The organism is Streptomyces sp. NPDC031445 (assembly GCF_055581365.1).
Genome location: NZ_JBVIJO010000004.1, coordinates 458,595 through 483,991 on the forward strand (window position 1 = coordinate 458,595; position 25,397 = coordinate 483,991).

At 71.5% G+C, this 25,397-nt stretch carries 27 protein-coding genes; 21 read left to right on the top strand and 6 right to left on the bottom strand.

All coding sequences use genetic code 11. The annotated features are described in order from the left end of the window. The first annotated feature begins 100 nt into the window (after nt 1-100). The 14 genes from ACZ5DC_RS14800 (at nt 101) to ACZ5DC_RS14865 (ending at nt 11,561) form a co-directional block, all read left to right on the top strand. Complete coding sequence (locus tag ACZ5DC_RS14800; RefSeq protein ID WP_468652695.1) at nt 101-1,024, top strand: hypothetical protein; 924 nt, start codon at nt 101-103, stop codon at nt 1,022-1,024. Between the two features lie 58 nt (nt 1,025-1,082). Further along, nucleotides 1,083-1,787, top strand: a complete 705-nt coding sequence (gene cpaB, locus ACZ5DC_RS14805) for a Flp pilus assembly protein CpaB (RefSeq protein ID WP_468652697.1) — start codon at nt 1,083-1,085, stop codon at nt 1,785-1,787. Between the two features lie 9 nt (nt 1,788-1,796). Further along, on the top strand, nt 1,797-3,032 hold the full coding sequence (locus tag ACZ5DC_RS14810; RefSeq protein ID WP_468652699.1) for an AAA family ATPase: 1,236 nt from the start codon (nt 1,797-1,799) through the stop codon (nt 3,030-3,032). Between the two features lie 7 nt (nt 3,033-3,039). After that, complete coding sequence (locus tag ACZ5DC_RS14815; RefSeq protein WP_366748771.1) at nt 3,040-3,420, top strand: pilus assembly protein; 381 nt, start codon at nt 3,040-3,042, stop codon at nt 3,418-3,420. A gap of 1 nt (nt 3,421) precedes the next feature. After that, nucleotides 3,422-3,769 carry a TadE/TadG family type IV pilus assembly protein gene (locus ACZ5DC_RS14820; RefSeq protein ID WP_468652701.1) on the top strand — a complete coding sequence of 116 codons (348 nt, stop codon included), beginning with the start codon at nt 3,422-3,424 and terminating at the stop codon, nt 3,767-3,769. Between the two features lie 18 nt (nt 3,770-3,787). After that, on the top strand, nt 3,788-5,125 hold the full coding sequence (locus tag ACZ5DC_RS14825; RefSeq protein ID WP_468652703.1) for a CpaF family protein: 1,338 nt from the start codon (nt 3,788-3,790) through the stop codon (nt 5,123-5,125). 12 nt (nt 5,126-5,137) lie between these two features. Then, nucleotides 5,138-6,082, top strand: a complete 945-nt coding sequence (locus ACZ5DC_RS14830) for a type II secretion system F family protein (protein ID WP_468652705.1) — start codon at nt 5,138-5,140, stop codon at nt 6,080-6,082. A 13-nt stretch (nt 6,083-6,095) separates the two neighbouring features. Then, nucleotides 6,096-6,983, top strand: a complete 888-nt coding sequence (locus tag ACZ5DC_RS14835) for a DUF5936 domain-containing protein (protein ID WP_468652707.1) — start codon at nt 6,096-6,098, stop codon at nt 6,981-6,983. 8 nt (nt 6,984-6,991) lie between these two features. After that, the gene (locus tag ACZ5DC_RS14840) at nt 6,992-8,596 is read left to right on the top strand and encodes a sensor histidine kinase (RefSeq protein WP_468652709.1); all 1,605 of its coding nucleotides are present in this window, start codon (nt 6,992-6,994) and stop codon (nt 8,594-8,596) included. A gap of 10 nt (nt 8,597-8,606) precedes the next feature. Continuing rightward, nucleotides 8,607-9,365, top strand: coding sequence for a response regulator (locus tag ACZ5DC_RS14845; protein WP_468652711.1), 759 nt, complete (start codon nt 8,607-8,609; stop codon nt 9,363-9,365). A 125-nt stretch (nt 9,366-9,490) separates the two neighbouring features. Continuing rightward, a complete protein-coding gene (locus ACZ5DC_RS14850; protein ID WP_079082270.1) occupies nt 9,491-9,721 on the top strand; it encodes a hypothetical protein in 231 nt (76 codons plus the stop codon). Further along, nucleotides 9,718-10,314 carry a pilus assembly protein TadG-related protein gene (locus tag ACZ5DC_RS14855; RefSeq protein ID WP_468652816.1) on the top strand — a complete coding sequence of 199 codons (597 nt, stop codon included), beginning with the start codon at nt 9,718-9,720 and terminating at the stop codon, nt 10,312-10,314. The genes ACZ5DC_RS14850 and ACZ5DC_RS14855 overlap by 4 nt, the downstream gene beginning before the upstream one ends. Nucleotides 10,315-10,348: 34 nt before the next feature. Beyond that, nucleotides 10,349-10,930 (top strand): hypothetical protein, encoded by a 582-nt coding sequence (locus ACZ5DC_RS14860; RefSeq protein WP_468652818.1) that lies wholly within the window; start codon nt 10,349-10,351, stop codon nt 10,928-10,930. A gap of 7 nt (nt 10,931-10,937) precedes the next feature. Then, the gene (locus tag ACZ5DC_RS14865) at nt 10,938-11,561 is read left to right on the top strand and encodes an OmpA family protein (protein ID WP_468652713.1); all 624 of its coding nucleotides are present in this window, start codon (nt 10,938-10,940) and stop codon (nt 11,559-11,561) included. A 13-nt stretch (nt 11,562-11,574) separates the two neighbouring features. On the opposite strand, the gene ACZ5DC_RS14870 is transcribed toward ACZ5DC_RS14865, so the two are convergent. Further along, nucleotides 11,575-11,988 (bottom strand): DUF192 domain-containing protein, encoded by a 414-nt coding sequence (locus tag ACZ5DC_RS14870; protein ID WP_468652715.1) that lies wholly within the window; start codon nt 11,986-11,988, stop codon nt 11,575-11,577. A 59-nt stretch (nt 11,989-12,047) separates the two neighbouring features. On the opposite strand from ACZ5DC_RS14870, the gene ACZ5DC_RS14875 reads away from it, so the two are divergent. From ACZ5DC_RS14875 to ACZ5DC_RS14900, 6 genes are all read left to right on the top strand, one after another. Further along, nucleotides 12,048-12,953 carry an LLM class flavin-dependent oxidoreductase gene (locus ACZ5DC_RS14875; RefSeq protein ID WP_468652717.1) on the top strand — a complete coding sequence of 302 codons (906 nt, stop codon included), beginning with the start codon at nt 12,048-12,050 and terminating at the stop codon, nt 12,951-12,953. Nucleotides 12,954-13,026: 73 nt separating this feature from the next. Further along, a complete protein-coding gene (locus ACZ5DC_RS14880; protein ID WP_468652719.1) occupies nt 13,027-13,818 on the top strand; it encodes a class I SAM-dependent methyltransferase in 792 nt (263 codons plus the stop codon). A gap of 655 nt (nt 13,819-14,473) precedes the next feature. Then, nucleotides 14,474-15,247: an isoprenyl transferase gene (locus ACZ5DC_RS14885; RefSeq protein ID WP_366748784.1), complete on the top strand. Its 774-nt coding sequence runs from the start codon at nt 14,474-14,476 to the stop codon at nt 15,245-15,247. 348 nt (nt 15,248-15,595) lie between these two features. After that, nucleotides 15,596-16,921, top strand: a complete 1,326-nt coding sequence (locus tag ACZ5DC_RS14890) for a PhoH family protein (protein WP_366748785.1) — start codon at nt 15,596-15,598, stop codon at nt 16,919-16,921. Nucleotides 16,922-17,329: 408 nt separating this feature from the next. Continuing rightward, nucleotides 17,330-18,028: an aggregation-promoting factor C-terminal-like domain-containing protein gene (locus ACZ5DC_RS14895; RefSeq protein ID WP_449340735.1), complete on the top strand. Its 699-nt coding sequence runs from the start codon at nt 17,330-17,332 to the stop codon at nt 18,026-18,028. A 160-nt stretch (nt 18,029-18,188) separates the two neighbouring features. Further along, on the top strand, nt 18,189-19,553 hold the full coding sequence (locus ACZ5DC_RS14900; protein WP_468652722.1) for an AI-2E family transporter: 1,365 nt from the start codon (nt 18,189-18,191) through the stop codon (nt 19,551-19,553). A 21-nt stretch (nt 19,554-19,574) separates the two neighbouring features. Here ACZ5DC_RS14900 and ACZ5DC_RS14905 read toward each other — a convergent pair whose 3' ends face one another. Both ACZ5DC_RS14905 and ACZ5DC_RS14910 read right to left on the bottom strand, forming a co-directional pair. Next, on the bottom strand, nt 19,575-20,108 hold the full coding sequence (locus ACZ5DC_RS14905; RefSeq protein WP_103815808.1) for an alkyl hydroperoxide reductase: 534 nt from the start codon (nt 20,106-20,108) through the stop codon (nt 19,575-19,577). 3 nt (nt 20,109-20,111) lie between these two features. Further along, the gene (locus tag ACZ5DC_RS14910; protein WP_468652724.1) at nt 20,112-20,666 is read right to left on the bottom strand and encodes a peroxiredoxin; all 555 of its coding nucleotides are present in this window, start codon (nt 20,664-20,666) and stop codon (nt 20,112-20,114) included. A gap of 132 nt (nt 20,667-20,798) precedes the next feature. Here ACZ5DC_RS14910 and ACZ5DC_RS14915 point away from each other — a divergent pair, with 132 nt between their 5' ends. Continuing rightward, entirely contained in the window at nt 20,799-21,746 is a 948-nt protein-coding gene (locus ACZ5DC_RS14915) for a LysR substrate-binding domain-containing protein (RefSeq protein WP_366748788.1), read from the top strand. A gap of 50 nt (nt 21,747-21,796) precedes the next feature. On the opposite strand, the gene ACZ5DC_RS14920 is transcribed toward ACZ5DC_RS14915, so the two are convergent. The 3 genes from ACZ5DC_RS14920 to ACZ5DC_RS14930 are packed head-to-tail and all read right to left on the bottom strand — an operon-like array spanning nt 21,797 to nt 25,340. Next, nucleotides 21,797-24,130 (bottom strand): ABC transporter permease, encoded by a 2,334-nt coding sequence (locus ACZ5DC_RS14920; protein ID WP_468652726.1) that lies wholly within the window; start codon nt 24,128-24,130, stop codon nt 21,797-21,799. Continuing rightward, the gene (locus ACZ5DC_RS14925; RefSeq protein WP_468652728.1) at nt 24,127-24,816 is read right to left on the bottom strand and encodes an ABC transporter ATP-binding protein; all 690 of its coding nucleotides are present in this window, start codon (nt 24,814-24,816) and stop codon (nt 24,127-24,129) included. Before ACZ5DC_RS14925 ends, ACZ5DC_RS14920 begins: the two co-directional genes overlap by 4 nt. Next, on the bottom strand, nt 24,813-25,340 hold the full coding sequence (locus ACZ5DC_RS14930) for a PadR family transcriptional regulator (protein ID WP_468652730.1): 528 nt from the start codon (nt 25,338-25,340) through the stop codon (nt 24,813-24,815). Before ACZ5DC_RS14930 ends, ACZ5DC_RS14925 begins: the two co-directional genes overlap by 4 nt. Nucleotides 25,341-25,397 lie beyond the last annotated feature (57 nt).

Genomic DNA, 25,397 nt, shown 5'->3' on the forward strand with positions numbered 1-25,397 from the left:
CGGGTTTGGCGGGACTTGCTCCGGGACAGTTCCACACCGGCTTCACCAACGCTGTTCTCCGGCCATACACCCGTGGATACAGTGCTCAGGTAGTCACGCAATGAAGTCGTCCTGGCGCACTGGAGTGACACCGGTTGGCCGGGCGGGTGGGAAGAGCGGGGAGCTGCGCGTGCCAACTGCCATTGCCGTGACCAGTGCCGACATGGCGCTGCCGGCGCAGGACGAGCGGACCATGCCCGCCGTCGTGCTGGCCGGCCTCACAGACAAGCCGCTGGACCAGGCCCTCACCGAACTCACCGCCCTCATTGAGCAGTACGGCTATGTGGTCGTCGTCTGCTCACAGGCCACCCCGGAGCCGGTCGTACGCCGGCTCCACACCCTGCGCTCGCTGCTGGAGAGCGACCGCATCGCCCTGTTCCGGCCGGAGCTGCCGCCGCTCGGCATCGCCGTCCTGGCCCGGCAGCTGCGCCAGCTCGCCTCCTGCGACCTGAGCCCGGGTGTGCTCGCCTCCGCCGGCCGGCTGCTCACCCACTACATCCACGCCGGCGCCGTCCTCGGCTCCGTCGCCAAGCTGGACCGGGTCCCGGTCGGCCTCAAGGCGCACGCCCGGTCCTGGATGCCGGGCAGCCAGTTCGCCGTCCTCGCGCACCCCGAGCCCCAGCTCGTCAAGGTGACCCCCGACGCCGAGCTCAAGGGACCCGAGTTCAGCACCTGGATGCTGGTCGCGAAGGGCCAGCTGCAGAGCGACTGGGCCGCCGGGCTCGGCACGCGGTGGGGCGTGCACGGGCTGCGCGAGACCCCGCTGCCCGCCGAGTCCCCGGTGTGGTGGGGGACCGGCCGCATGGTCGAGTTCTGCGGCTACCTCGCCGACCTGTCCGTCCTCTACCAGCTGGTCACCTCCGTACGGCAGACCAGCTGCCACTGGTGCGGCCTGGACGTCATCGGCGACCGCTGCGTCTTCTGCTCCGCCACCCCGCCCGTGTATGAGCCACCCCGCGCCCTGGAACAGCGAACGCCCGCCTGACCTGCGCGAACCTGACCCGTCCCGCTCGACCGATTCCCCCAATGAGGTTGCACGGTCCATGAACTCCCGTCAGCGCCGCGGCGTGATACTCCTGATCCTGTCCGTCCTGTGCGCGCTGGGCGCGTTCGCCGGCGTGCTCTCCGTCATCCACGACGCGAACTCCAAGGTCGGGCCCGAGGTCGCCGCCTACCGGGTCAGGTCCGAGGTGAAGCCGTACACCGCACTGGACACCGGCCAGTTCGAGAAGATCGAGATGCCGAAGCGGTGGCTGTCCGGCAACGCCGTCACCGACCTCCGGCAGATCCGCGGCAAGATCGCCGTGACCACCCTGCACGCCGGTTCCCTGCTCCAGACCGACATGATCGTGGACCGGCCCGCCCTCCAGCCCGGCCAGCAGGAGGTCGCCATCATGATCGACGCGGCGACCGGGGTGGCCGGCAAGATCACCCCCGGGTCGCGGGTCAACGTCTACGCCACCTTCGAGGGGAAGAAGGAGGGCGACCCCGACCAGTCGAAGATCATCGTGACCAACGCCCGCGTCATCGACGTCGGCCGGATCACCGCCCTCGAACCCGACCGCGACAAGGACCGGCAGGCCACCGAGGCCGTCCCCATCACCTTCGCGCTGTCCACCATCGACGCCCAGCGCGTCACCTACGCCGAGTCCTTCGCCCAGCGCGTCCGGCTCGCGCTCGTGGCCCCCGGCAGCGAGACCAGCGTCCCCGACAAGGACCGCACCTACGAACTCGCGACGGACAAGTGAGAGGCGGCCATGCCCACCAGGATCCTCCCGGCCGGCGCGGACCCGGACGCCGTCCGCTCCCTCACCACCCTGCTCAGCCAGCTCCCCGACGCCGAGCCGCAGCCCCCGGTGACCGACTCCACCCAGCTGGTCGACACCCTCGCCCGGCTCGCCGCCGAGTCGGTCGACGAACTGCCCGAGGTCGTGGTCGTCCACGAACGGATCGGCCCGGTCCCGGCCCTGGAACTGATCCGCGAGGTCGCCCTGCGCTTCCCGGCCGTCGGCGTCATCCTCGTCACCACCGACGCGAGCCCCGGCCTGTTCGCCGCCGCCATGGACTCCGGCGCCCGCGGCCTGGTCGCGCTCCCGCTGTCGTACGAGGAACTCGCCAACCGCGTGCAGGCGGTCGCCCAGTGGTCGACGGGCGTACGGCGGCACCTCGGGCACGGCGCCGAGACGCTCGCCGGGGCCGGCGGCACCGTCGTCACGGTCAGCGGCGCCAAGGGAGGCGTGGGCGCCACGCTGACCGCCATCCAGCTCGCCCTCGCGGCCCAGGCGTCCGGCCGCGCCACCGTCCTGGTCGACCTCGACCTCCAGACCGGTGACGTCGCCTCCTACCTGGACATCCAGTTCCGCCGCTCGGTGGCCGACCTGGCCGGCATCACCGACATCTCGCCCCGCGTCCTCGCCGACGCCGTCTTCCGCCACGACACCGGGCTCGCCCTGCTCCTCGCCCCCGGCGAGGGCGAACGCGGCGAGGAGGTCACCGACCGCGCCACCCGCCAGCTCGTCAGCGCCCTGCGCTCGCGCTACGAGGTCGTCGTCCTCGACTGCGGGGCCCAGCTCGGCGGGGCCGGCGCGGCGGCCGTCGAGATGGCCGACACCGCGCTGCTGGTCACCACCCCGGACGTCATCGCCGTACGCGCCGCCAAACGGACCGTGCGGATGTGGGACCGGCTCCAGATCCGCAAGGCCGAGGAGACGACCGTGGTCGTCAACCGGCACACGCGCCACACGGAGATCCAGCCCGCCCTCGTACAGCGCATCACCGGGACGGCGCTGGCGCGTACGGCCGTCCCCGCCAACTTCAAGGAGCTGCAAGGGGTCGTGGACGCCGGACGGGTCCACGAACTCGACGCCAGGAGCACGGTCAAGCAGGCGCTGTGGGCGCTCGCGGGCGAGCTGGGACTGGTGAAGGCCGCGGAAGGGGCCTCCCACCGGGGAAGCGGACGCGGCTCCGTGAGCCTGCGGCGGCGGAAGGAGTGAGCCCCTGATGACAAGGCCGGACCGGGACCGGGGACAGGTGAGCGTCGAGCTGCTGGGCATGACCCCGCTGATCGTGCTGACGCTGGTGCTCATGTGGCAGGCCGTACTGGTGGGGTACGCCTTCACGCTCGCGGGGAATGCTGCGGACGAGGGCGTGCGGGCAGGGACGGCGGCACCTCCGGGGGAGCGGTTCGGCGTGTGTGAACAGGCGGCACTGAAGCACCTGTCGGGGGCATGGCGGGAGGGCGCCGGCGTGGAGCACTGCGGTGGCACCGGCTACGTGACGGCCGACGTGGCCGTCAAGGTCCCCGTCCTCTTCCCGGGCTTCATCGACTTCCCCGTCACCGTCCACGGCCACGCCGGAGCCGTCGAGGAGGCGAAGCACTGACATGCCGTACCGCCGCCCGGGACGCGACCGGGGACAAGTGGCCATCGAATACCTGGGGTTCGTCCCCGTCCTGCTCATCGTCGGGCTGGCCGGGATCCAGATCGGCGCCGTCGCCTACGCGGCCGAGCAGGCCGGTACGGCGGCCAGAGCGGGGGCGCGGGCGGCTTCCCTGCACCAGGACGTGGGGCAGGCGTGCGCCGACGCGGTCAGCGGTGGCCTCTCCGTGCAGTGCGGCCAGAGCGGGGGAGGGGGCGACTCGGTCACCGTCACCGCGACCGTCCGCATCCCCACCGTCGTCTGGGACCTCGGCTCCGCCACCAAGTCCGCCACCATGCCGCTCGACCACTGACCGAGGAGAGGCGACCCCATGAGTCTGCGGTCACGCATCAGCACCCCGGAGGAGCACGGCAGCCGGGGCGAGGACGGGCACCTGGTCGCCTCCTACCGGGCCAAGCTGCTGGAGGAGATCGACCTCGCGGAGATGAGCTCGCTGGCCGCCGCCGAACGCCGGGCGCGGCTGGAGCGGGTGCTCGGGCACATCATCAGCCGCGAGGGCCCGGTGCTGTCGACGGTCGAGCGCTCCCAGCTGATCCGCCGGGTCGTGGACGAGGCGCTGGGCCTCGGCATCCTGGAGCCCCTGCTGGAGGACGCGTCGATCACGGAGATCATGGTCAACGGCCCGGACGCCGTCTTCGTCGAGCGCGGCGGCCGGGTGGAACAACTGCCCCTCCGGTTCGTCTCCGCCGACCAGCTCATGCAGACCATCGAGCGGATCGTGTCGACGGTCAACCGCCGCGTGGACGAGTCGAACCCCATGGTGGACGCCCGCCTGCCCTCCGGCGAGCGGGTCAACGTCATCATCCCGCCGCTCTCCCTGACCGGCCCCATCCTCACCATCCGCCGCTTCCCGCGCTCCTTCACCCTCCAGGAGCTGATCGGGTTCGGCTCGCTGGACGAGCACATGGTGTACCTGCTGGCGGGCCTGGTGCAGGCGAAGTTCAACATCATCGTCTCCGGCGCGACCGGCACCGGCAAGACCACCCTGCTCAACGCCCTGTCCGGGCTGATCCCGCCGCACGAGCGCATCATCACCATCGAGGACTCCGCCGAACTCCAGCTCCAGCAGAGCCACGTGGTCCGCCTGGAGTCACGCCCGCCGAACGTGGAGGGCAAGGGGCAGATCACCATCCGGGACCTGGTCCGCAACTCCCTGCGGATGCGCCCCGACCGGATCGTGGTCGGCGAGGTCCGCGGCGGGGAGTCCCTCGACATGCTCCAGGCGATGTCCACGGGCCACGACGGCTCGCTGGCGACCGTGCACGCCAACAGCGCCGAGGACGCGCTGACCCGGTTGCAGACCCTGGCCTCCATGTCCGACGTCGAGGTGCCCTTCGTCGCCCTGCACGACCAGATCAACAGCGCGGTCGACGTCATCGTCCAGCTCACCCGGTTCGCCGACGGCGCCCGCCGGATCACCGAGATCGCGCTGCTCGACAGCCACGGCGGGGAACCGTACCGGCTGGCGACCGCGGCGCGCTTCGACGCGCGGCCCATGACCCCGGACGGCCGCGTGTACGGCGAGTTCCGGTACTTCCCGCTGCCCCGCCGCACCGCCGACCGCCTCTACATGGCGAGCCAGCCCGTCCCGCAGGCCTTCGGCGTCGCCCGCTCCGCCGACCAGCTCGCCACCCGAGAAGCCAGGTAGGACTCAAGGACCATGGAACTGCACACCCTCGTCCAGCTCACCACCGGCGTGACGCTGCTGACCTGCGTCCTGGCGGTGGCCGGCGTGCACGCCTACGCCTCCGGCCGGGCCCGGCGCGCCGCCCTCGTGGACCGCCTCGCGCACACCGGCGCGCCACCCCCGGCCGGCCGCACACGCCGCTTCCGCGACCTGGACCGGCGGCTGCGCCGCACCCGCCTCGGCCGCTGGCTGGAGCGGCGCCTGGCGGCCACCGGCCTGGACGTCACACCGGGGGAGTTCTTCGCGGCCATGCTCGCGACGGTGGCCGCGCTGTGGCTGATCGGCCAGGCCACCCTCGCCCCGTTCTTCGGGCCGCTCGCGGGCCTGCTGGGCATCTGGGCGGCGGTGCAGTTCCTCAACTGGCAGCGGCAGAAACGCATCGAACGCTTCATCAACCAACTCCCCGAACTGGCCCGCATCCTGGCCAACGCCACCCAGGCCGGACTCGCCCTGCGCACCGCGATCGGCATGGCGGCGGAGGAGCTGGAGGCGCCGGCCGGCGAGGAACTGGCCAAGGTCGCCGACCAGCTGGCCGTCGGCCACTCCCTGGACGACGCCCTCGGCGAGCTGGCCGACCGCCTCCCCTCCCGCGAACTGGTCGTCCTCGTCACCACGCTGGTCCTGTCCAACCGGGCCGGCGGCCAGGTGGTCTCCGCCCTGCGGAACCTCACCGAGACCCTGGAGGCGCGCAAGGAGACCCGGCGTGAGATCCGCACCCAGCTCTCCCAGGTGACCATGACGTCGTACGCCGTGCCTGTCCTCGGGATCGGCGCGTTGTTCCTGATGAACGGCGTCAAGGACGGCGCGCTCGACCGCATGACCGGCTCACCGGTCGGCCAGGCGTGCGTGATCATCGCGTTCGCCATGTACGCCGTCGGCTTCGTCCTCATCCGCCGGATGAGCCGGATCGACGTGTGAGGGAGGTGACCCGATGCCATACCTGCTCGCCCTGCTGATGGGCCTCGGCGTCTGGGGCGTCTTCGCCGGCATCCGCATGTACCGCGCGGACGCCCGGCTCCCCGGCGACCTCGCCGTCGCCCTGGAGGTCGGCGCCACCCGCACCGGCGCGGTCGGCTCGGTCGTCGACCGCATGGGCATGCGCTACGCCCCGGCCGTGCAGCGCCTGATGGGCCCGCGCCTGGTGGCCAGGTACCGCCGCAAGATCGACCTCGCGGGCAACCCCGGCGGCCTGACCATCGACCGCTACGCGGCCCGCCGCGCGGTCTACGGCGCCCTCGGCGGCGTGGGCTTCCTGGTGTTCCTCCTGCGCGGCCAGTGGTTCGTGGCCGTCCTGCTGCTCCTGTTCGGCGCGTTCTGGACGGAGGTCGGCCTCTGGTCGGCGATCCGGGTCCGCAAGGACGTCATCGAACGCACCCTGCCGGACTTCCTGGACGTCCTCGCCGTGGTGGTCAGCGCGGGGCTCGGCTTCCGGCAGGCCCTGGACCGGGTCGCCTCCCGCTACGAGGGCCCGTGGGCCGACGAACTGCGCATCACCCTGCGCCAGATGGACCTCGGCATGAGCCGCCGCGAGGCCTTCGCGGAGCTGCGGCGGCGCAACGACTCCGAGCAGGTGGCCATGTTCGTCACGGCCTTGCAGCAGGGCGAGGAGCTGGGGGCGCCCATCGTGGACACACTGGTCTCCCTGGCCAAGGACATGCGCCGCACCGACGCCCAGAACGCCCGCCGCAAGGCCGCCCGGGCGGTGCCGAAGGCCACGCTGATGATCACCACGTTCATGGTCCCGGCGACGATGCTCCTGCTGGGCGCGGGCCTGCTCCTCGGCTCCGGCGTGGACTTCGGCTCGCTCACGGGGGAGTGACGACGGCCGTGACGGTGACGGGTTCGACGGTGCTGAGGTGGCGTACGGGCCGGGGCGTACACGCGGGCGTGACCCGCGCCGGGGCGTGGCTGCGGGCGGCCGGGCCCAAGCGGGAGCCTGCGGCGGCCGGGGCGGAGCGGGGTGCGGGGGCGGCCGGGGCGGAGCGGGATGCGGGGGTGGCCGGGTTGCGGCCGGACCCTGCGGCGGCCGGGGCGGAGCGGGGGCCGGAGGTGGCCGGGGCGGAGCGGGAGCCGGGGGCGGCCGGGCTCAGGCGGCATCCAGGGGCCGCCGGTGCCGAGGCGGAGGCCCCACCGCACCCGACGGCGGCGGGGACGGTGCCGGTGACGGCGGCGCCCCCGGCCGAGCCCTCCGAGAAGCTCCAGATCCGCGCCCTCCAGGCCCTGTGCCGCCAGGTCTTCGGCTTCCGTCTGGCGATGATCGTCCTGTCGGCCCCCGCCGCCCTCCTCAACGCGGCCCCCGGCCTGGGCGCCCGCTTGGTCGGCGCGGCCGTGGTCGTCACCTTCATGGTGTCCTACGTCCTCTTCCGCGACTGGGAACGCTTCGGTCCCCTCCTGCTGCGCCACCCCAGCCTCCTGGCCGCCGACACCCTCTTCGGCTCCTTCCTCCTGATCTCCGCCGGCCCGGACACCACCCTCGCCTACGTCAGCGTCTGCACCCCGCTCCTGGCCGGCCTGGTCTACGGCTGGCGCGGCGCCGCCTGCTTCGCCTCGCTCCAGTCCCTGATCCTGCTCCTGGTCCACGCCACGCTGAAGGCCGACCGCCACGCGCCGGTGGCGGAGGCCCTCCTCCTCCCCGGCCTCTGCGTCATCGCCGGTGCCATGGGCTCCACCCTGCGCAACCTGATGCTCCGCTTCGGCACCGCGACCCAGGCCCTGACGACGGTCCAGGCCCGCCTCGCGGCGGCGGAGGCGGTGAGCGCGGAACGCGCCCGGCTGGCCCGCGAGATGCACGACTCCGTGGCCAAGACCCTGTACGGCGTCGCCCTCGCGGCGGACGGCCTGGCGGCCACGGCGTCGTCCGGGACCCCCGATCCGGCCCGCATCAGGGAACAGGCGGAACTGGTGTCCCGCTCGGCGCGCAGGGCGGCGGCGGAGTCCCGGGAGCTGCTGACGGACCTGCGCCGGGACCAGCCGGACACGCCGGAGCGGACCGCGCTGTGGCAGGAACTGGCACACCGCGCGACGGACTTCACGCGGCGCACGGGCTTACGGGTCAGGTGCGGCTGGGGAGGGCAGGAGGAGGCCGGCCTCCCCGTGCTCCCGGACCCCCTGGCCCGCCACGTCCTCGCCATCGTCACCGAGGCGCTGGAGAACGCCCACCGGCACGCGTCCGCGACCCGCGTGGACCTACGGGCCGCGGTCGACGGCCACCTGCTCCGGGTCACGGTCCACGACGACGGCAGGGGCCTCCCGCCGGGCACCGCACTCGAAGAGCTCCGCCGCTCGGGCCACTTCGGCCTGCTCGGCATGGTCGAACGGGCAGCCCAGGCCGGTGCCCGGATCCGCATCGGAAGGGGCACCCACGAACGCGGCACGGAGGTCCGCCTGGAGGTCCCCCTGCCGGCACCGCCACCCGTGTCCCGACAGCCCTGAGAGGAGGCCCATGCGCCCCCGACGACCACCACAGCCCCTCCCGCCGCCGGCGCCCGCGTCCCCGCCGCTGCGGCTGCTGGTCGCCGACGACAACCCCGTCGTCCGCGCCGGTCTGACGGCCCTGCTGTCGGCCCACCCGGACACCACGGTGGTGGCGGAGGCGAGGGACGGGCGGGAGGCGTACGAGGAGGCGGTCCGGCACCGGCCGGACGTCATCCTCCTCGACGTCCGCATGCCCGGACTCGACGGAATCTCGGCGTTGCCCCACCTGGTGGGGCTGGCCCCCGTCATGATGCTCACCTACAGCCACGAGACGGAGACCGTGCGGGAGGCGCTGCGGCTGGGGGCGGGGGGATATCTGGTGCACGGCGAGTTCACGACGGAGCAGTTGGTGAGGGCGGTACGGGATGTACGGGAGGGCCGTCCGCATGTGACGCCGGGGGCGGCGAGGGCGTTGCTGGAGGGGCTGCGGGAGGATGCACCTGCACACACCCCTGCCCAATTGCCGCTCACCGAGCCACCTTTATCGCCCAAGACCCTTTCGCATGTGCAACCGTCTGTGGGACAGTCGTTCCGGTCACGGTTCCGGCTGAGCGGCAGGGAGGCGGAGATCATGGACCTCATCGCGTCCGGCATGACCAACCAGCAGATCGCCGCGGCCTGCTTCATCAGCGAGAAGACGGTCAAGAACCACATCAACCGCATCTTCGCCAAGCTCCACAGCACCACGAGGTCCCAGGCGACGGCGAAGTGGCTGGGGGTGGCGTGACATGCCCCGAGAGCAACGAACCCGTCCCGCCGAATGGGCCTGGGGTTGGGCCCTGGGGCCCTCTGTTCAGCTAGTGGGAGCGCTCTACGGTGCGTCGGTCGGGACCAAGCCCGGAGGGGAGCACCGTGAGCGATCTTTTGCTGAAGACGGCTGTAGCGACCAAGGTTCGCGTGAACGGCTGGAAGAACACAACGGTCGAGGCCATGCGCCGCCGTGGCGGCGACCGGGGACAAACCGCGGTCGAGTACCTGGGCATCATCGCCGTAGTGGTGGCGATCGTTCTGGCGATCACAGGTACGGACATCGGCAAGACGATCCTCGACAAGATCAAGTCCAAGATCACCGAGATCACCTGACCGTCCGGCGCACACGCGGCGACTCCGGGCAGGCCTTCCCCATCTACATCACGGTGGTGGCGGGCCTGCTCTTTCTTGCGTTCGCCTACCTTGCCGTGGGGCAGGCGGCAGTGAACCGTGGCGGCGCTCAGACAGCCGCTGACGCGGCCGTGCTGGCTGCCGCCCAGAACGGGCGCGACCAACTCGCGGCCGCATGGGTGGCCGATCTGCTCGACCCGGACAAGTGGGAGGACGTCTTCCACGGCGAGACGCCGGTCGACAACCCCTGTGCGCCTGCGCAACACCTCGCGGCCCAGAACGATGCCACGCTGAATGACTGCAACTGGCAGCTTCTGCGGTACACGGTCGATGTCGAAACGAAGAAGTCGGTCGGACATTCCGTTGTCCCTGGCACGGAGGACATCCACTCCAAGGCTTCCGCTACGGCAGTGATCGAGCCACGTTGCACGTTCGACCCTCCGGAGGAGGCCGCCGGGGGCGACGAGTTGCCCCAACTCACCTGCAATGGCGAGCCGTGGAAGCTGGATCCTCATGACGAATCCACTCTGCCCGCGCCCGAGGACCTCTTCGATGTTCACCTGGCCACCGACTGACAAGCGGACGACGACGGAAAAGGGAAGCAGCGCGATGAGCATGCGATTCACCGCGAAGGCTCGCAGGGGAATGGCCGCCATGACCATTGCTGCCGGCTTGGCCGTGGGTATGGCCGGTTGCGGCAGTGGAGACACCGGTGACAAGAAGCCGGACGCATCTGCATCCCCTTCCAAGAGGGGCGGCTCCCAAGCGAGCCCTCAGGAGGGTCAGTCCGCGCAACCACTGGCCGAGCTGCGGGGCCCTGAGGGACTGACACTCAAGATCATGTCGGCCCAGCGCGACTCCGGTGGTTTCGTCACCGTCAATGGGCAGCTCAAGAATGACGGCAGTAAGGATGCCGTTCTTTCCTCCCAGTTGACCGGCAACGAAACAGAAATCATGAAGAACGGGCAGTCGTTCGGCGGAGCCACGCTTGTGGATTCGAACGCGAAAAAGCGCTACTACGTCCTGCGGGACACTGACGGGCGGCCCTTGACCACGATCGGCGTTCAGTCCGTCAGGGCGGGTGACACGGTTCCCGTCTTCATGCAGTTCCCAGCCCCCCCAGCCAACACCACCGAGGTCGACTTCCAGTTGCCGACCTTCTCCTCCGCCCCCATCAAGATCTCCGGGTGAGGCCCAAGTGATCACCGCGTCCCGGATCTCCCTCACGGCCGCCGCTCTGCTGTTCGTCGTGTCCCTGCCCCCCACCCCCGCGCGCGCGGACGACACCGGCCCCAGTGAACCCCCCGGTACCGAACCCTCCGCCGCCGCCCCCGTGAAGGTCGACCCCACGGATCCGGATCTGAAGCTTCCGGAAGGGGCCACGCTGGCCGAGGCCAAGGTGTTGGACATCAAGTCGGTCGTGGAGGACCAGAGCGGGGACGAACGGCGTGAGGACACCAACGCCGACGTGACCTTCGCCCTCCAGGCCGAGGTCCTGTTCGGCAAGGACAGCGCCAAGCTCGGCGCGGAGGCGAAGGCCCGTATCGCCGGCATCGCCGAGGAGATCAGGAAGCAGAACGCGACCCAGGTCCGCGTCTTCGGCTTCACCGACGACCTCGGCTCCTCCGCCCACGGCGACATCCTCTCCAAGCAGCGCGCCAACGCCGTGCAGGCCGTACTGGACCAGGACCTGAACACCCCCTCCATCACCTTCGACGTCCGCGGCTACGGCGAGCAGTACCCGATCGCCGACAACTCCACCGAGGCCGGCCGGAAGAAGAACCGCCGGGTGGAGGTGTCCTTCCCCCGCACCCAGCAGTGAGACGGCACCCCGGCTAGCCCGGCACCCCCACGTCCTCCCATCCCGTGTCCACCTCCACCCGTGCTCCCGGCCGCAGCCCCCACCCCGCCATCGCCCCCGCCCCCGCCTCCAGCACGTGCCGTGCCCGCAGGCGCGGCAGGCCCAGGCGGCCGGGGCGCATCGTGCGGACGGCGATGACGGTCAGCCGGCGGTCCAGGTAGGCGACGTCGATCGGGATCCGCATCCCGAACGTGTGCACCCCGCTGGCCGGCGACAGCAGCAGCGCCCCGTCGACCGCGTCCCGGCCCAGGAGGCCCTTCGTCCGCGCTCGGTAGGAGACCGCGATCTCCAGCGGGACACAGACGACGGAATGCCCCCTTCCGGAGACGGGGGCGGAGCCCGCCCGCACGATCAGCCGTCCCCGCCCGTCCCGCCAGCGCCGCCCCATGCCCCGACCTCCCATGCCCGGTCATCCGTGTCGTCGACTCGCCCGGTCACACAAACGCGTTGTCCTTTGCCGTCCTCCCCACTAGGAAGGGCTCCATGACAGGACTCGGTGTCGTATTCCGTCCCCAGCTTCCTCCCGAGCGGCTGCGGGCCGTCGCCCGTCTCGCGGACGACGTGGGGCTCGAAGAGCTGTGGCTGTGGGAGGACTGCTTCCTGGAGGGCGGGGTGTCCACGGCCGCCGCCGCCCTCGCCTGGACCGAGCGGGTGCGGGTCGGCATCGGACTGCTGCCCGTGCCGCTCAGGAACGTGGCCGTCACCGCCATGGAGGCCGCCGCGCTGGAGCGCATGTTCCCCGGCCGGGCCGTCCTGACCCTGGGGCACGGGGTGCAGGACTGGATGGGGCAGGTCGGTGCCCGGGCCGCCTCCCCGCTGGGCCTCCTGGGCGAACATCTCGACGCCCTGCGCGCCCTGCTGCGCGGGGAACGGCTCAGCGTGCGCGGGCGGTACGTCCGGCTGGACGACGTCGCCCTCGACTGGCCCCCGCAGCACCCGGTCGACGTCCTCGCGGGCGGCACCGGACCGCGCACCCTCCGGCTCTCCGGCGAGAAGGCCGACGGCACCCTGCTCACCGCCGCGACCTCGGCGGACGGAGTGCGCCGGGCCCGCAAGCTCGTGGAGGAGGGGCGTCAGACGGCAGGACGTGACGGTTCGCACCGGATCGTGGTGTATCTGCTGGCCGCCACGGGTGACGGCGCCGAGGAACGGCTGCGGGCGGAACTCGCCGCCGAGGGGCTGGACGCGGCGGACGTGGGGGTCGCCGGGGACGCGGGCGCGGTCGCCGAGGCGGTACGGCGGCTGGCCGGGGCCGGCGCGGACACCGTCGTCCTTCAGCCGACGGCGGACGAGCCCGACCCGGAGGGCTTCGTGCGCTTCGCCGCGCGGGAGGTCCGGCCACTGGTGCCCTGAGCGGACGGCACGGCATGGAGCCGCGGCGGAAAAACAGGGGGAACCGCGGGGGCTCCGCTGGGACCATGGCCGTATGACTTCGCGGCGTTCCTTCGAGGACCTGGTGGTCGAGGGTGCCGCCGTACCGACCGAGGGGTGGGACTTCTCGTGGTTCGCGGGCCGGGCCACCGAGGAACGGCCGTCGTGGGGGTATGCCCGGTCGGCCGGGGAGCGGCTGGCCGGCGCCGAGGCCGTGCTGGACATCCAGACCGGCGGCGGTGAGGTGCTGGACTTCGCGCTGAGCCGGGCCGAGCCCGCCCGGCCGGTGCTGGTCGCGGCCACCGAGGGCTGGCCGCCGAACGCGGCGAAGGCCACCGCCCTGCTGCGGTCCCGGGGCGTCGTGGTGGTCGCCGCCCCGGACGACGCGCCGCTGCCGTTCGCGGACGGGGCGTTCGACCTGGTGCTCAGCCGGCACCCGGTGCGGCCGTACTGGGCGGAGATCGCGCGGGTGCTGCGGCCCGGCGGGACGTACTTCGCCCAGCACGTGGGGCCGAGCAGCGTGTTCGAGCTGGTCGAGTACTTCCTCGGGCCGCAGCCGCGGGAGGTGCGCGGCGTCCGTGACCCCGAGCGGGAGCGGGCCGACGCCGAGGCGGCGGGCCTGGAGGTGGCCGGGCTGCGGGCGGAGCGGCTGCGGATGGAGTTCCACGACATCGCGGCCGTCGTCCACTTCCTGCGCAAGGTGGTGTGGATGGTCCCGGGCTTCACGGTGGAGGCGTACGAGCCGCGGCTGCGCGCGCTGCACCAACGGATCGAGGAGGAGGGGCCGTTCGTCGCGCACAGCGCCCGGCACCTCTTCGACGTACGCAAGCCGGGTCGTCGGCCGTAGGACGACCGGAGTCGGCCCGTGGTTTCCACATTGTTATCGACCGCGGTTCCCCTCGGTCTCCTCGATCACGTAAGTTCAGACCAAGGTTATTCGCGTGAGCAAAGCTGCGCGGGCGGTACCGCGCAGTGGAGGGGGCTGCGCGGTGCCGTGGAACCGCGCGGTCGCCTTCCGGCGGCGTAGCGGAGGCGTCAAGTCCACCCTTCGCTGACGGTGTCGCCCGTCCGGGGGGACCCGGCGCAACTCGCCAATGAACCCCAAGATGGCCTAATCCTTGCGAATCCGCTCGTATCCGACCGGATTTCCCTGCAATTCCGTCGTGAATCGGCCATGAAGCCCCTATGAATCCCGCATTCCGCGACCACCGGGGCGTCGCCGGATGATTCCGGAGAGTAGTTGTGGGGCGCCGATGCACCCACCATCCCTTACGAAGGGTTATGGTGGAAACCCCCCCTCGGGCCGGTCCGTCTCCCCCCCCCACGGACCGGCCCGTTTTTCTTTCCCGCTCCGGGAACCCGGTCCGGGAACCTCCTGGCCCCGGCCCGCCGTCCCCACTCACGGGCCGGGCCATGACCAACACCCGAGCAGCGGTAGGCTCAACGGCTCCGGCATCCCGTCCCCCGCGCCCAACCCCCGCGCCCAACCCCCGGAGGGTCACGTGAACCTGCGCGACAAGCTGCGCGGCCTGCTCGTCAGGCTCTACGCACGCCGGGTGGAAGGCCACCTGGACCACGCTCAGGTGCCCAAGCACATCGGCGTCATCATGGACGGCAACCGCCGCTGGGCGAAGGCGTCCGGCTCCAGCACCGTCCACGGGCACCGGGCCGGTGCCGAGAAGATCGAGGAGTTCCTCGGCTGGTGCACCGAGACCGACGTCGAGGTCGTCACCCTGTGGCTGCTGTCCACCGACAACTTCGACCGGCCGCAGGAGGAACTCGTCCCCCTGCTCGGCATCATCGAGGACGTCGTCCGCACCCTCGCCGCCGACGGCCGCTGGCGGGTGCACCACGTCGGCACGATGGACCTGCTGCCCGCGCAGATGCAGACGGCCCTGAAGGAGGCCGAGGAGGCCACCGCCCACATCGACGGGATACTCGTCAACGTGGCCATCGGTTACGGCGGCCGGCAGGAGATCGCCGACGCCGTGCGCTCCATGCTCCTCGACGCGCGGGACAAGGGCGTGTCCATGGAGGACCTCGCCGAGTCCGTCGACATCGACATGATCGGCCGTCACCTGTACACCGGCGCCCAGCCCGACCCCGACCTGGTGATCCGTACCAGCGGGGAACAGCGGCTGTCCGGATTCATGCTCTGGCAGACCGCTCACTCGGAGTACTACTTCTGCGATGTCTTCTGGCCGGCCTTCCGGAAGGTCGACTTCCTGCGCGCCCTGCGCGACTACGCCGCACGTCACCGCCGCTACGGGGGCTGACCCGCCGGCCCCGCCCCGTCGCCGCCCGGTGACGGGGCGTCGTCGTTTACCCCGATTGGCGCAGACGTAACGAGGAGTTCACCAGTGCGCCGGTGGCCGCATTTGCATGGCCGCGCGTCATCGAGGGCATAGACCAAGCAGGTCGACGCCCGAACCACGGGCGTCGGATCTCAGCGGGCGGCACGGGGTCGCCCGCCCGGGAGGCCCTTTGCACCAGCCCGACCGTGCGGTCACCGCACGGAAGCAGCCGCGGAGGGCCGGTTCACGGCCCGCCGTGTGCGGGGGCCGTACACCGGTCCAGCATCACTTCGTCGCTCCCCGACCTCATCCGAGGGGGTACGTCCTTCCGTGGTGACCAGCACAAAGCGCCACAAGCCCGACCGGCGCACGTATGTTCTCGACACCAGCGTCCTGCTGGCCGACCCGAACGCCCTGACCCGCTTCGACGAGCACGAGGTCGTGCTCCCCATCGTGGTGGTCACGGAGCTGGAGGCCAAGCGGCACCATCCGGAACTCGGCTACTTCGCCCGCCAGGCGCTGCGCCTGCTGGACGACTACCGGGTGAAGCACGGTCGCCTCGACGCCCCCATCCCGATCGGGGAACTGGGCGGGACGGTCCGCGTCGAGCTCAACCACTCGGACCCCAGCGTGCTGCCCACCGGCTACCGCCTGGGGGACAACGACTCGCGCATCCTCGCGGTGGCCCGCAACCTGCAGGCCGAGGGGTTCGACGTCACCGTCGTGTCGAAGGACCTGCCGCTCAGGATCAAGGCGTCCTCGGTCGGCCTCCTCGCCGAGGAGTACCGGGCCGAACTGGCCATCACGGGGAACTCCGGCTGGACCGGGATGACCGAACTCACCCTGCCGGGCGAGCAGGTGGACGTCCTCTTCGAGGAAGGGCACGTGTACGTCCCGGAGGCGGCCGACCTCCCCGTGCACACCGGCCTGACCATCCAGTCCGAGCGCGGCAAGGCGCTCGGCAGGGTCACCGCCGAGGGCAACGTCCGGCTGGTGCGCGGCGACCGGGAGGCGTTCGGCATCAAGGGCCGCAGCGCCGAGCAGCGCATCGCCCTCGACCTGCTGCTCGACCCGGACGTCGGCATCGTCTCGATGGGCGGCCGGGCCGGCACCGGCAAGTCGGCGCTGGCGCTGTGCGCGGGCCTGGAGGCGGTCCTGGAGCGCCGCCAGCACCAGAAGGTGATGGTCTTCCGTCCGCTGTACGCGGTCGGCGGGCAGGAGCTGGGCTATCTGCCGGGCACCGAGGCGGAGAAGATGAGCCCGTGGGCCCAGGCCGTCTTCGACACCCTGTCGGCGGTCACCAGCCGGGAGGTCATCGAGGAGGTCACCGCGCGCGGGATGCTGGAGGTCCTGCCGCTCACCCACATCCGCGGGCGCTCGCTGCACGACGCGTTCGTGATCGTGGACGAGGCGCAGTCCCTGGAGAAGAACGTCCTGCTGACCGTTCTGTCCCGGATCGGCGCCAATTCACGTGTCGTTCTCACGCATGACGTGGCGCAGCGGGACAATCTGCGCGTAGGCCGCTACGACGGCGTCGTCGCCGTGGTGGAGAAACTGAAGGGGCACCCGCTTTTCGCCCACGTCACGCTGACGCGTTCCGAGAGGTCCCAGATCGCGGCGCTTGTGACCGAAATGCTGGAGGACGGTCACATCTGAGGCATCTCATGTGCAGGTGACGGCTGTTGGCGCCGTCCGGCAAAGGCCACGAGCCTAGCCGGGCGGCGCCTGCGTGCGTGGAGCTTTCCTGGAATCCCCAGGGCCAAACGGGATGTGAGCTTTCACACGCAACACAGAATTGCCACGCGGCGTCCGGTTACGGCAGAGTCTCGTTCCTGTCAGGCCCCGCATACGACACAGCTGTACCCCCAGCGGTACAGCGCCCCTTGAGCGTCACCAACTCCATAGAGTTCGTCGTATGCCGCCCGCGCACCACGCGGCGCTCCCCTCGGGGGAGTTGCCCACCGGGCCCGCGCCTCCCGTGACCCCGCAGTTGGGAGGCCAGTGTCAGGGGCACGATCGCGTCCGCCAGGGTCACCGAAGCGGGCGATGCTGGAAGGAAACCGTGTGAGCCGGATTTCGGTCCGGGGATTCGCAGTGGCCTCCGCCACCGCGGTCACCGCTGTCGGAAGCGTCGTCGGCGTTGCCTCGGGCAGCACCGCGCAGACCAACGACGCCGAGGCGACGGCAGCCGACACCACGCTCCTGGCCGACATACCCGCGGGTCAGCAGGCGCAGGTACAGACCGCGTCCCTGACGCAGCAGGCCGACGCGCAGGCCATCGCCGCGGACGTGAGCGCCAAGAAGGACGCCGAGGAAGCGGCCCGCAAGGCCGCCGCCGAGACCGCGATCGCCAAGAAGGAACTCGCCGAGAAGGCGGCCAAGGAGGCGAAGGAGCGCGCCGAGGCGAAGGCCGCGGCGAGCCGTGGCACCGACGTCCGCGACTCCTCCAGCTTCCCGGTCCAGAGCAACTACACCGTGGCGCAGATCCAGGCGATGGCGCGTCAGATGGTGGGCGGCGGCCAGTTCCAGTGCTTCAGCAACATCGTGGACCACGAGTCCAGCTGGAACTACCGCGCGGTGAACGCCTCCTCCGGCGCCTACGGTCTCTTCCAGGCCCTGCCCGGCTCCAAGATGTCCTCCGTGGGCGCCGACTGGCAGACCAACCCGGCCACCCAGATCAAGTGGGGCCTCAACTACATGAACAGCCGGTACGGCAGCCCCTGCCAGGCCTGGTCGTTCTGGCAGGCCAACCACTGGTACTGAGCGCTCCGCCGGCCCAGCGGCCTTCGCGGCGCCCTCTCAACCTCGCGCAGCCCCTCCCCGTCCTCAGGGGAGGGGCTTTCGCCCTGTACGGTCGTATCCGAAGGACTCCAGCGGGGGAGTGGTGGCGAGCACCCGGGGACTCGGGGGAAGAGGACGGATCATGTCGCGAGTGCCAGGGTGGCTCGGCCGGCTGGGGGCCGGTCTCACCGAGATGAGCGAGCGCCTGGACGAGCGCCGCGCCGAGGTGGAGAAGGAGCACGGCGGGGACGCCGAGGCCGTCGAGTCCGCCGCGCCCGCCGCCGCGCGGCCGGCCGGCGCGTCCGCCGCCCCGGCCGCGCCCGCCCGCCGGCCCGCGACGCCGTCCGGTCCCCGGCCCGATCCGGCCCAGGCCGTGCCGTGGGGCGTCCGGGTCGCCGCCGAGGCGGGCTGGCGGCTGCTGGTGCTGGCCGGCACGGTCTGGGTGCTGATGCGGGTCATCAGCGCCATCCAGCTCGTCGTGTTCGCCTTCGTCATCGCCCTGCTGGTCACCGCGCTGCTCCAGCCAACGGTGGCCCGGCTCACCCGGCGCGGGGTGCCGCGCGGGCCGGCCACCGCGCTCACCGCCATCAGCGGCTTCGTCGTCATCGGCCTGATGGGCTGGTTCGTGACCTGGCAGGTCATGGAGAACATCGACACGCTCTCCAACCAGATCCAGAGCGGCATCGACGACCTGCGCAACTGGCTGCTGAAGAGCCCCTTCCACGTCACCGACAAGCAGATCAACCAGATCGCCAAGAACCTCCGCGAGGCGATCGGCGCCAACGCCGACCAGATAACGTCCGCCGGTCTGGAGGGCGTCCAGGTCATCGTGGAGGCACTCACCGGCATCCTGCTGGTGTTCTTCTCGACGCTGTTCCTGCTCTACGACGGCAAGCGCATCTGGCAGTGGTTCCTGAAGCTGGTGCCCGCCGCCGCCCGTCCGGGCGTGGCCGGCGCCGGCCCGCGCGCCTGGCGCACCCTGACCGCCTACGTGCGCGGAACGGTCCTGGTCGCCCTCATCGACGCCGTCTTCATCGGCATCGGCATCTACTTCCTGGACGTGCCGATGGCCGTCCCGCTGGCCGTGTTCATCTTCCTGTTCTCGTTCATCCCGCTGGTCGGCGCGGTCGCCTCCGGCGCGCTCGCGGTGATCGTGGCGCTGGTCACCCAGGGCGTCTTCACCGCCGTCATGACCCTCGTCGTCGTCCTCGCGGTGCAGCAGATCGAGGGGCACGTCCTGCAGCCGTTCATCCTGGGCCGCGCGGTCCGGGTGCACCCGCTGGCGGTCGTCCTGACCGTGGCCGCCGGCGGCATGGTGGCCGGCATCGGCGGCGCGGTGGTGGCCGTACCGCTGGTGGCGGTCACGAACACGGTGGTGGGGTACCTGCGGCAGTACTCGCAGGAGGCCGAGCACCACACCGCGGCCGAGCCCGCGGCAGAGGCAGCCGAAGAGACAGTGCAAGAGGCGGTGCCCGAGAACGCCGGGGACCCCGCCCACCAGGAGTGAGCGGGGTCCTCGGCGTACGGCTTATTCGGCCAGCACGGCCTCGGCGTCCAGGGTGACGCCGACCGCCTGCACCACGGAAGCGATCTTGAACGCCTCCTGGACGGTCTCGCGCTCCACACCGGCCTTGCGCAGCACCTGCTCGTGCGAGTCCAGGCACATGCCGCAGCCGTTGATCGCGGAGACCGCGAACGACCACAGTTCGAAGTCGACCTTCTCCACGCCCGGGTTGCCGATGACGTTCATCCGCAGGCCCGCGCGCAGGGTGCCGTACTCGTGGTCGGACAGCAGGTGCCGGGTGCGGTAGAAGACGTTGTTCATCGCCATGATGGCGGCGGCCGACTTGGCGGCCTGGTACGCCTCCGGCGAGAGGTTCGCCTTCGCCTCCGGCTCCAGCTCACGCAGCACGATGGGGGAACGGGAGGCGATGGCGGTCGCCAGCACCGTGCCCCACAGCTGCTGTGCGGGCAGGTCCGAGTTGCCGATGACCGAGCCCAGGTTGAGCTTCAGGTCCTTGGCGTAGTCCGGGATACGGGACTTCAGGGAGTCGAGCGACACGGGTCACTCACCAGCCAGCAGCGCGACCGGGTCGAGGGTCTGCTCGCCCTTGGTCCAGTTGCAGGGGCACAGCTCGTCGGTCTGCAGGGCGTCCAGGACCCGCAGGACCTCCTTGGGGTTGCGGCCCACGGAACCGGCGGTGACCATCGTGAACTGGATCTCGTGGTTCGGGTCCACGACGAAGACGGCGCGCTGGGCGTAGCCGTCCTCGCCCTCGATGCCGAGGTCGCGCATCAGCTCGTGCCTGGGGTCCGCCATCATCGGGAACGGCAGGTCGGTCAGGTCCGGGTGGTCCTTGCGCCAGGCGTGGTGGACGAACTCGGAGTCACCCGAGAAGCCGAGGATCTGGGCGTCGCGGTCGGCGAACTCGTCGTTCAGCTTCCCGAACGCGGCGATCTCGGTCGGGCACACGAACGTGAAGTCCTTGGGCCAGGCGAAGACCACGAGCCACTTGCCCTCGTAGGACTTGTGGTTGATCTGCTCGAACTCCTTGCCCTTCTCCAGCGAGACGCAGGCGGTCAGATCGAACTCGGGGAACTTGTCACCGACAGTGAGCACGCGCTCTCCTTGCAGCGAAGAAACTTCCCTTTTGGGGTGTTTCCCATGGGTTGGACGTGATCGATGGTGGCACAGGGTGCATTGATTAGTGAAATAGCTACACTCGGTCAGGTTGATCGGAGGTAGTTATCAGTGACCGTGAGCAACGGCAAGCGCCGGCAGCCGAGCCTGGCGCAGCTGCGGGCGTTCGCCGCCGTGGCGGAGCATCTGCACTTCCGGGACGCGGCGGCGGCCATCGGGATGAGCCAGCCCGCCCTCTCGGGTGCGGTCTCGGCCCTGGAGGAGACCCTCGGCGTGACCCTCCTCGAGCGTACGACCCGCAAGGTGCTGCTCTCGCCCGCGGGGGAGCGGCTGGCGGTGCGGGCCAAGGCGGTGCTGGACGCCGTGGGCGCGCTGCTGGAGGAGGCCGAGGCGGTCCGGGCGCCCTTCACGGGGGCGCTGCGCCTCGGGGTGATCCCCACGGTGGCCCCGTACCTGCTGCCGGCCGTGCTGCGGCTCGTCCACGACCGCTACCCGCACCTCGACCTCCAGGTGCACGAGGAGCAGACGGCCACCCTGGTCGAGGGACTGAACTCCGGGCGGCTCGACCTGCTGTTGCTCGCCGTGCCGCTCGGTGTCCCCGGGGTCGTCGAACTACCCCTCTTCGACGAGGACTTCGTGCTCGTCACCCCGCTCGACCACCGGCTCGGCGGCCGGGAGGGCATCCCGCGCGAGGCGTTGCGGGAGCTGAACCTGCTCCTCCTGGACGAGGGCCACTGCCTGCGCGACCAGGCGCTGGACATCTGCCGGGAGGCCGGCCGCGAGGACGCGCCGGTCACCACCACGGCCGCCGGTCTGTCCACGCTGGTCCAGCTGGTGGCCGGCGGACTCGGCTGCACGCTGCTGCCGCGCACCGCGCTGAAGCTGGAGACCACCCGCAGCAGCCAGTTGCTGACCGGGTACTTCGCCGAGCCGGCCCCCAGCCGCCGGGTCGCGTTCGCGATGCGCGCGGGGGCGGCTCGCGCCGCGGAGTACGAGGAGCTGGCGGGGGCGTTGCGGCAGGCGCTGCGGGCGCTGCCGGTCAGGGTGCTGGAGGGCTGAGCGCCCCGCACGGCCGGCCGCGGTGGCGCCGCGGCCGGCCGCCGGCGGACTCACTCCGTGCGCAGGCCCTCCGGCCGCATCATCCGCATCAGCGGCGGCAGGCTCAGCACGGTGACCGCGAGGACCACCGCCGCGCCGGCGCCGGTCAGGGACAGCACGCTCGCCCAGTCGACGGAGACCGGGGTCGCGGCCAGCTTCAGCAGGACCGTACCGAGGGTCAGGCCCACCGTCGCGGCCAGCAGCAGACCGAGCGTGATCGGCACGGCCGTCTGCCACAGCACCGACAGGCCGAGCGTGCGGCGCCGGGTGCCGAAGGCGAGCAGGGACGACAGCAGCTTGCGCCGCTCGCGCAACTGCTCCAGCTGGGAGACCAGCAGGCTCGCCCCGATCAGCGCCAGCACGCAGACCGCGCCGATGAACAGGCCGTTGCGCAGGGAGGCGTACTGGTTGGACTGGGTGGTCGCCGCCCAGCGCCAGGCACTGGCGAGGGGGTCCACCCGTGCGGCCGTGTTCCGCACGTACTCGTCGGCGTGCGGCACGGACAGGTCGAGGCGGACGAAGACCTCGTGGTACAGCGTCGACCCGGCCCCGGCGGGCAGCGCGGACGGGGTCAGCAGCAGGCCGGTGACGTCGGACCGCAGCGAGTCCTTGCGGGCGGTCACCTGCCGCAGACCGGCCGGCACCGTCCAGGGGATCTCCCGCCCGCGGTCGCTGCCGGAGTAGGTGGCGTCGATGAAGCCGTGCCGGCCCGGCCGCATGAGGGCCCGCGCGGCGTCGTCGTCGGCCGTGCCGGGCAGGAGGAAGACGTCACCGTCCCGGCAGGACGGCAGGTGGGCCAGTTCGCGCAGCGCGGCGCAGTCGCCGACGGTGAGGCTCGCCGTGGTGCCGGGGTCGCGGCGCTTGTCGCCGAGTCCGCCGTGGGAGAGCGCCACCGACGCCCGCACACCCTTGGTGTGGGCCAGCTCGGCGGCGGCCTGCGGCAGCCGGGAGCGGTCCGACAGGTCGACCTCCATCGAGGCCCGGTGGGGGTCGCGGCCGGTGTCGTTGGTGTACTGGCCCTCCAGGCCCGCGAACAGCATCTGCAGCGCGATCGCCCCGGCCACCGCCACCGCGATGCCGTTGACCATGCGGGCGGCCGTACCGCTGCTCAACTGAAGCCTCCGTACGGCCAGTTGCCAGGAGACAGGGCCCGCGCCGAGCCGGGTGACGAACGCCTCCACCAGCCAGGGCAGCAGCGCGGTCACGCCGATCAGGAGCAGCAGCACACCCCCGGTGACGAGGTACTGGTTGAAGCCGCCGTGCGAGCGGCCCTTGCCGATCATCGGGTACAGCATCGCGAGGCCCGCCAGCGGCAGCAGCAGCCGCCACCACAGGCGCCGCCGGGCCTGCTTGGCCGTGCGCACCACGCCGAGCGGTTCCACGACCACCCCGCGCATGGCGAACAGCGTCACCAGCACGGCGGCCGCCGGGACCGCCACCGCGACCAGCGCGGCCAGTGCGGGGGAGGGGTCGAGGTAGCTGGGGAAGAAGCTCTCCCCCCTGATCTCCACCGATCCCGCCGCCTGCCGTCCGATCAGGAAGAACACCGTGCCGACGGCCAGTCCGAGCAGCGACCCGGCCAGCGCCTCGCCCGCCGCGATCCGGCGGGTCATCCGGCTGTCGGAACCCACCAGCCGCAGCGCGGCCAGCCTGCGGTCGCGCCGCTCGCCGCCGAACCGTACGGCCGCGGCGATGAAGACGGCGACCGGCGTCAGCAGGGCGGCGAACACGACCAGGGTCATCAGGATGAGCACCGGGTCGGTGCGCTCGGTCACCGGGTGCGGATCGCCGAACGCGGTCAGCCGCACCACCCGCGAACTGTCCCCGGTTACCTTCAGACCTTCGGCACCCGCGTAGTAGGCCAGCTCGTGCGAGCCGATCAGTCCGGGTTCGCCGATGGTGCCGGTGATCCGGAACGGCAGCCGCTCCCGCAGGAGCTCGCCCCCGTCCGAGGAGAGCAGTTCCTTCAGCGCGGGCGAGGCCACCATCTCGCCCTCCTTCGGGAAGCGGCCGACGCCGGGCGGCAGCGGCGCGCGCGCACCCTCGGGCTCCAGCAGCCGGCCCCGGATGTCCTTGGAATGCCACTCGGTGTCGGTGTTGCCGACCAGCACGGTGTTCTCGCCCCTGGGCGGCACGGCCGCGTTGAAGGTGAGGTCCTGGCGGGCCTCCTCGCGCTGGTGCCGGGTCGTCAGCACGGTGGGCAGCGCCGTCGTCAGCAGCAGCAGGGCCACGCCCAGGCCGACGCCGACCGCCGTCAGCAGCATCCGGACCCAGCCCTCGCGTCCGCCGGTGAAGGCGAACCGGGCCCCCATGCCCAGGTCTCTGCACCACTGCCGGACGTTCATATGGCGCGCTCCATGTCGCGGGACCTGCCGTCGCGTACGACGATCTCGCGGTCGGAGTAGGCGGCCACCCGGGCCTCGTGCGTGACCAGGACGACGGCGGCGTTGGTGGAGCGGGCCGCGTCGGTCAGCAACTCCATCACGCGTTCGCCGTTGAGGGAGTCGAGGGCACCGGTCGGCTCGTCGGCGAACAGCACCCGGGGCCCGGTGACGAGCGCCCGCGCCACCGCGACCCGCTGGCCCTGGCCGCCGGAGACCTCGCCGGGCCGCTTGCCCTTGAGGTCGTCCACCTCCAGGCGTTCCATCCAGCTCAGCGCGGCCCGCTCGGCCTCTTTGCGGGAGGCGCCGTTCAGGCGCAGCGGGAGCGCCACGTTCTCCACGCAGGTCAGCTCGGGGACGAGCTGGCCGAACTGGAAGACGAAGCCGAACTCGCTGCGGCGCAGGGCGCTGCGCCCGGTGTCGTTCATGCCGGCCAGTTCGCGGCCGTCGTAGGTGATGGAGCCGGAGTCGGGCGGCACGATCCCGGCCAGGCAGTGCAGCAGCGTGGACTTGCCGGAGCCGGAGGGGCCCATGACGGCGACGACCTCGCCGGGGTGGATGGAGAAGTCGGCGCCGTCGAGCGCGACCGTCGGGCCGTAGGACTTGCGCAGGTTCTCGGCGGCGAGCAGGGTGCCGGGCGGGGGGGTCACTTGGCCGCCACCTCCGCGCGGAGCTTGTCGAGACGCGCGGCGGTCAGTTCCAGCCAGCGCAGGTCGGCCTCCAGGTGGAACAGGGCGTGGTCGCAGATCAGCTGGTCCGCGAGGTCGCCCTTGCGCTTGCGGTCGGTCAGGATCCGCATGCTGCGCAGGTGTTCGGCCCGCTGGGTGTCGAGGATGTCGGCCGCGTCGCGGTGGGTGAGCAGGGCGAGGACGACCTTGGTGTAGAGGGTCGACTGGAGGTACTCCTCCGGCTTCTCCGGGGTGGCGAGCCAGCGCTCGACGTCGGTGACGCCGGCGTCGGTGATGGCGTAGCGCTTGCGCTCGGGGCCGCCGCCGGCCTCGATCCCGTCGACTTCCACGAGACCGTGCTTCAGCAGCCGGGACATCGTGGAGTAGACCTGGCCGTAGTGCAGCGGCCGGTCGTGACCGAACTTCTCGTCGAAGGCCCGCTTGAGGTCGTAACCATGGCGCGGGCCGGACTCCAGGAGCCCCAGAAGGGTGTGACCGATGGACATGAGCAGCACTCTACACTCGGTGTATACGCTCGATGTATACACACGGTGGGGAACCCG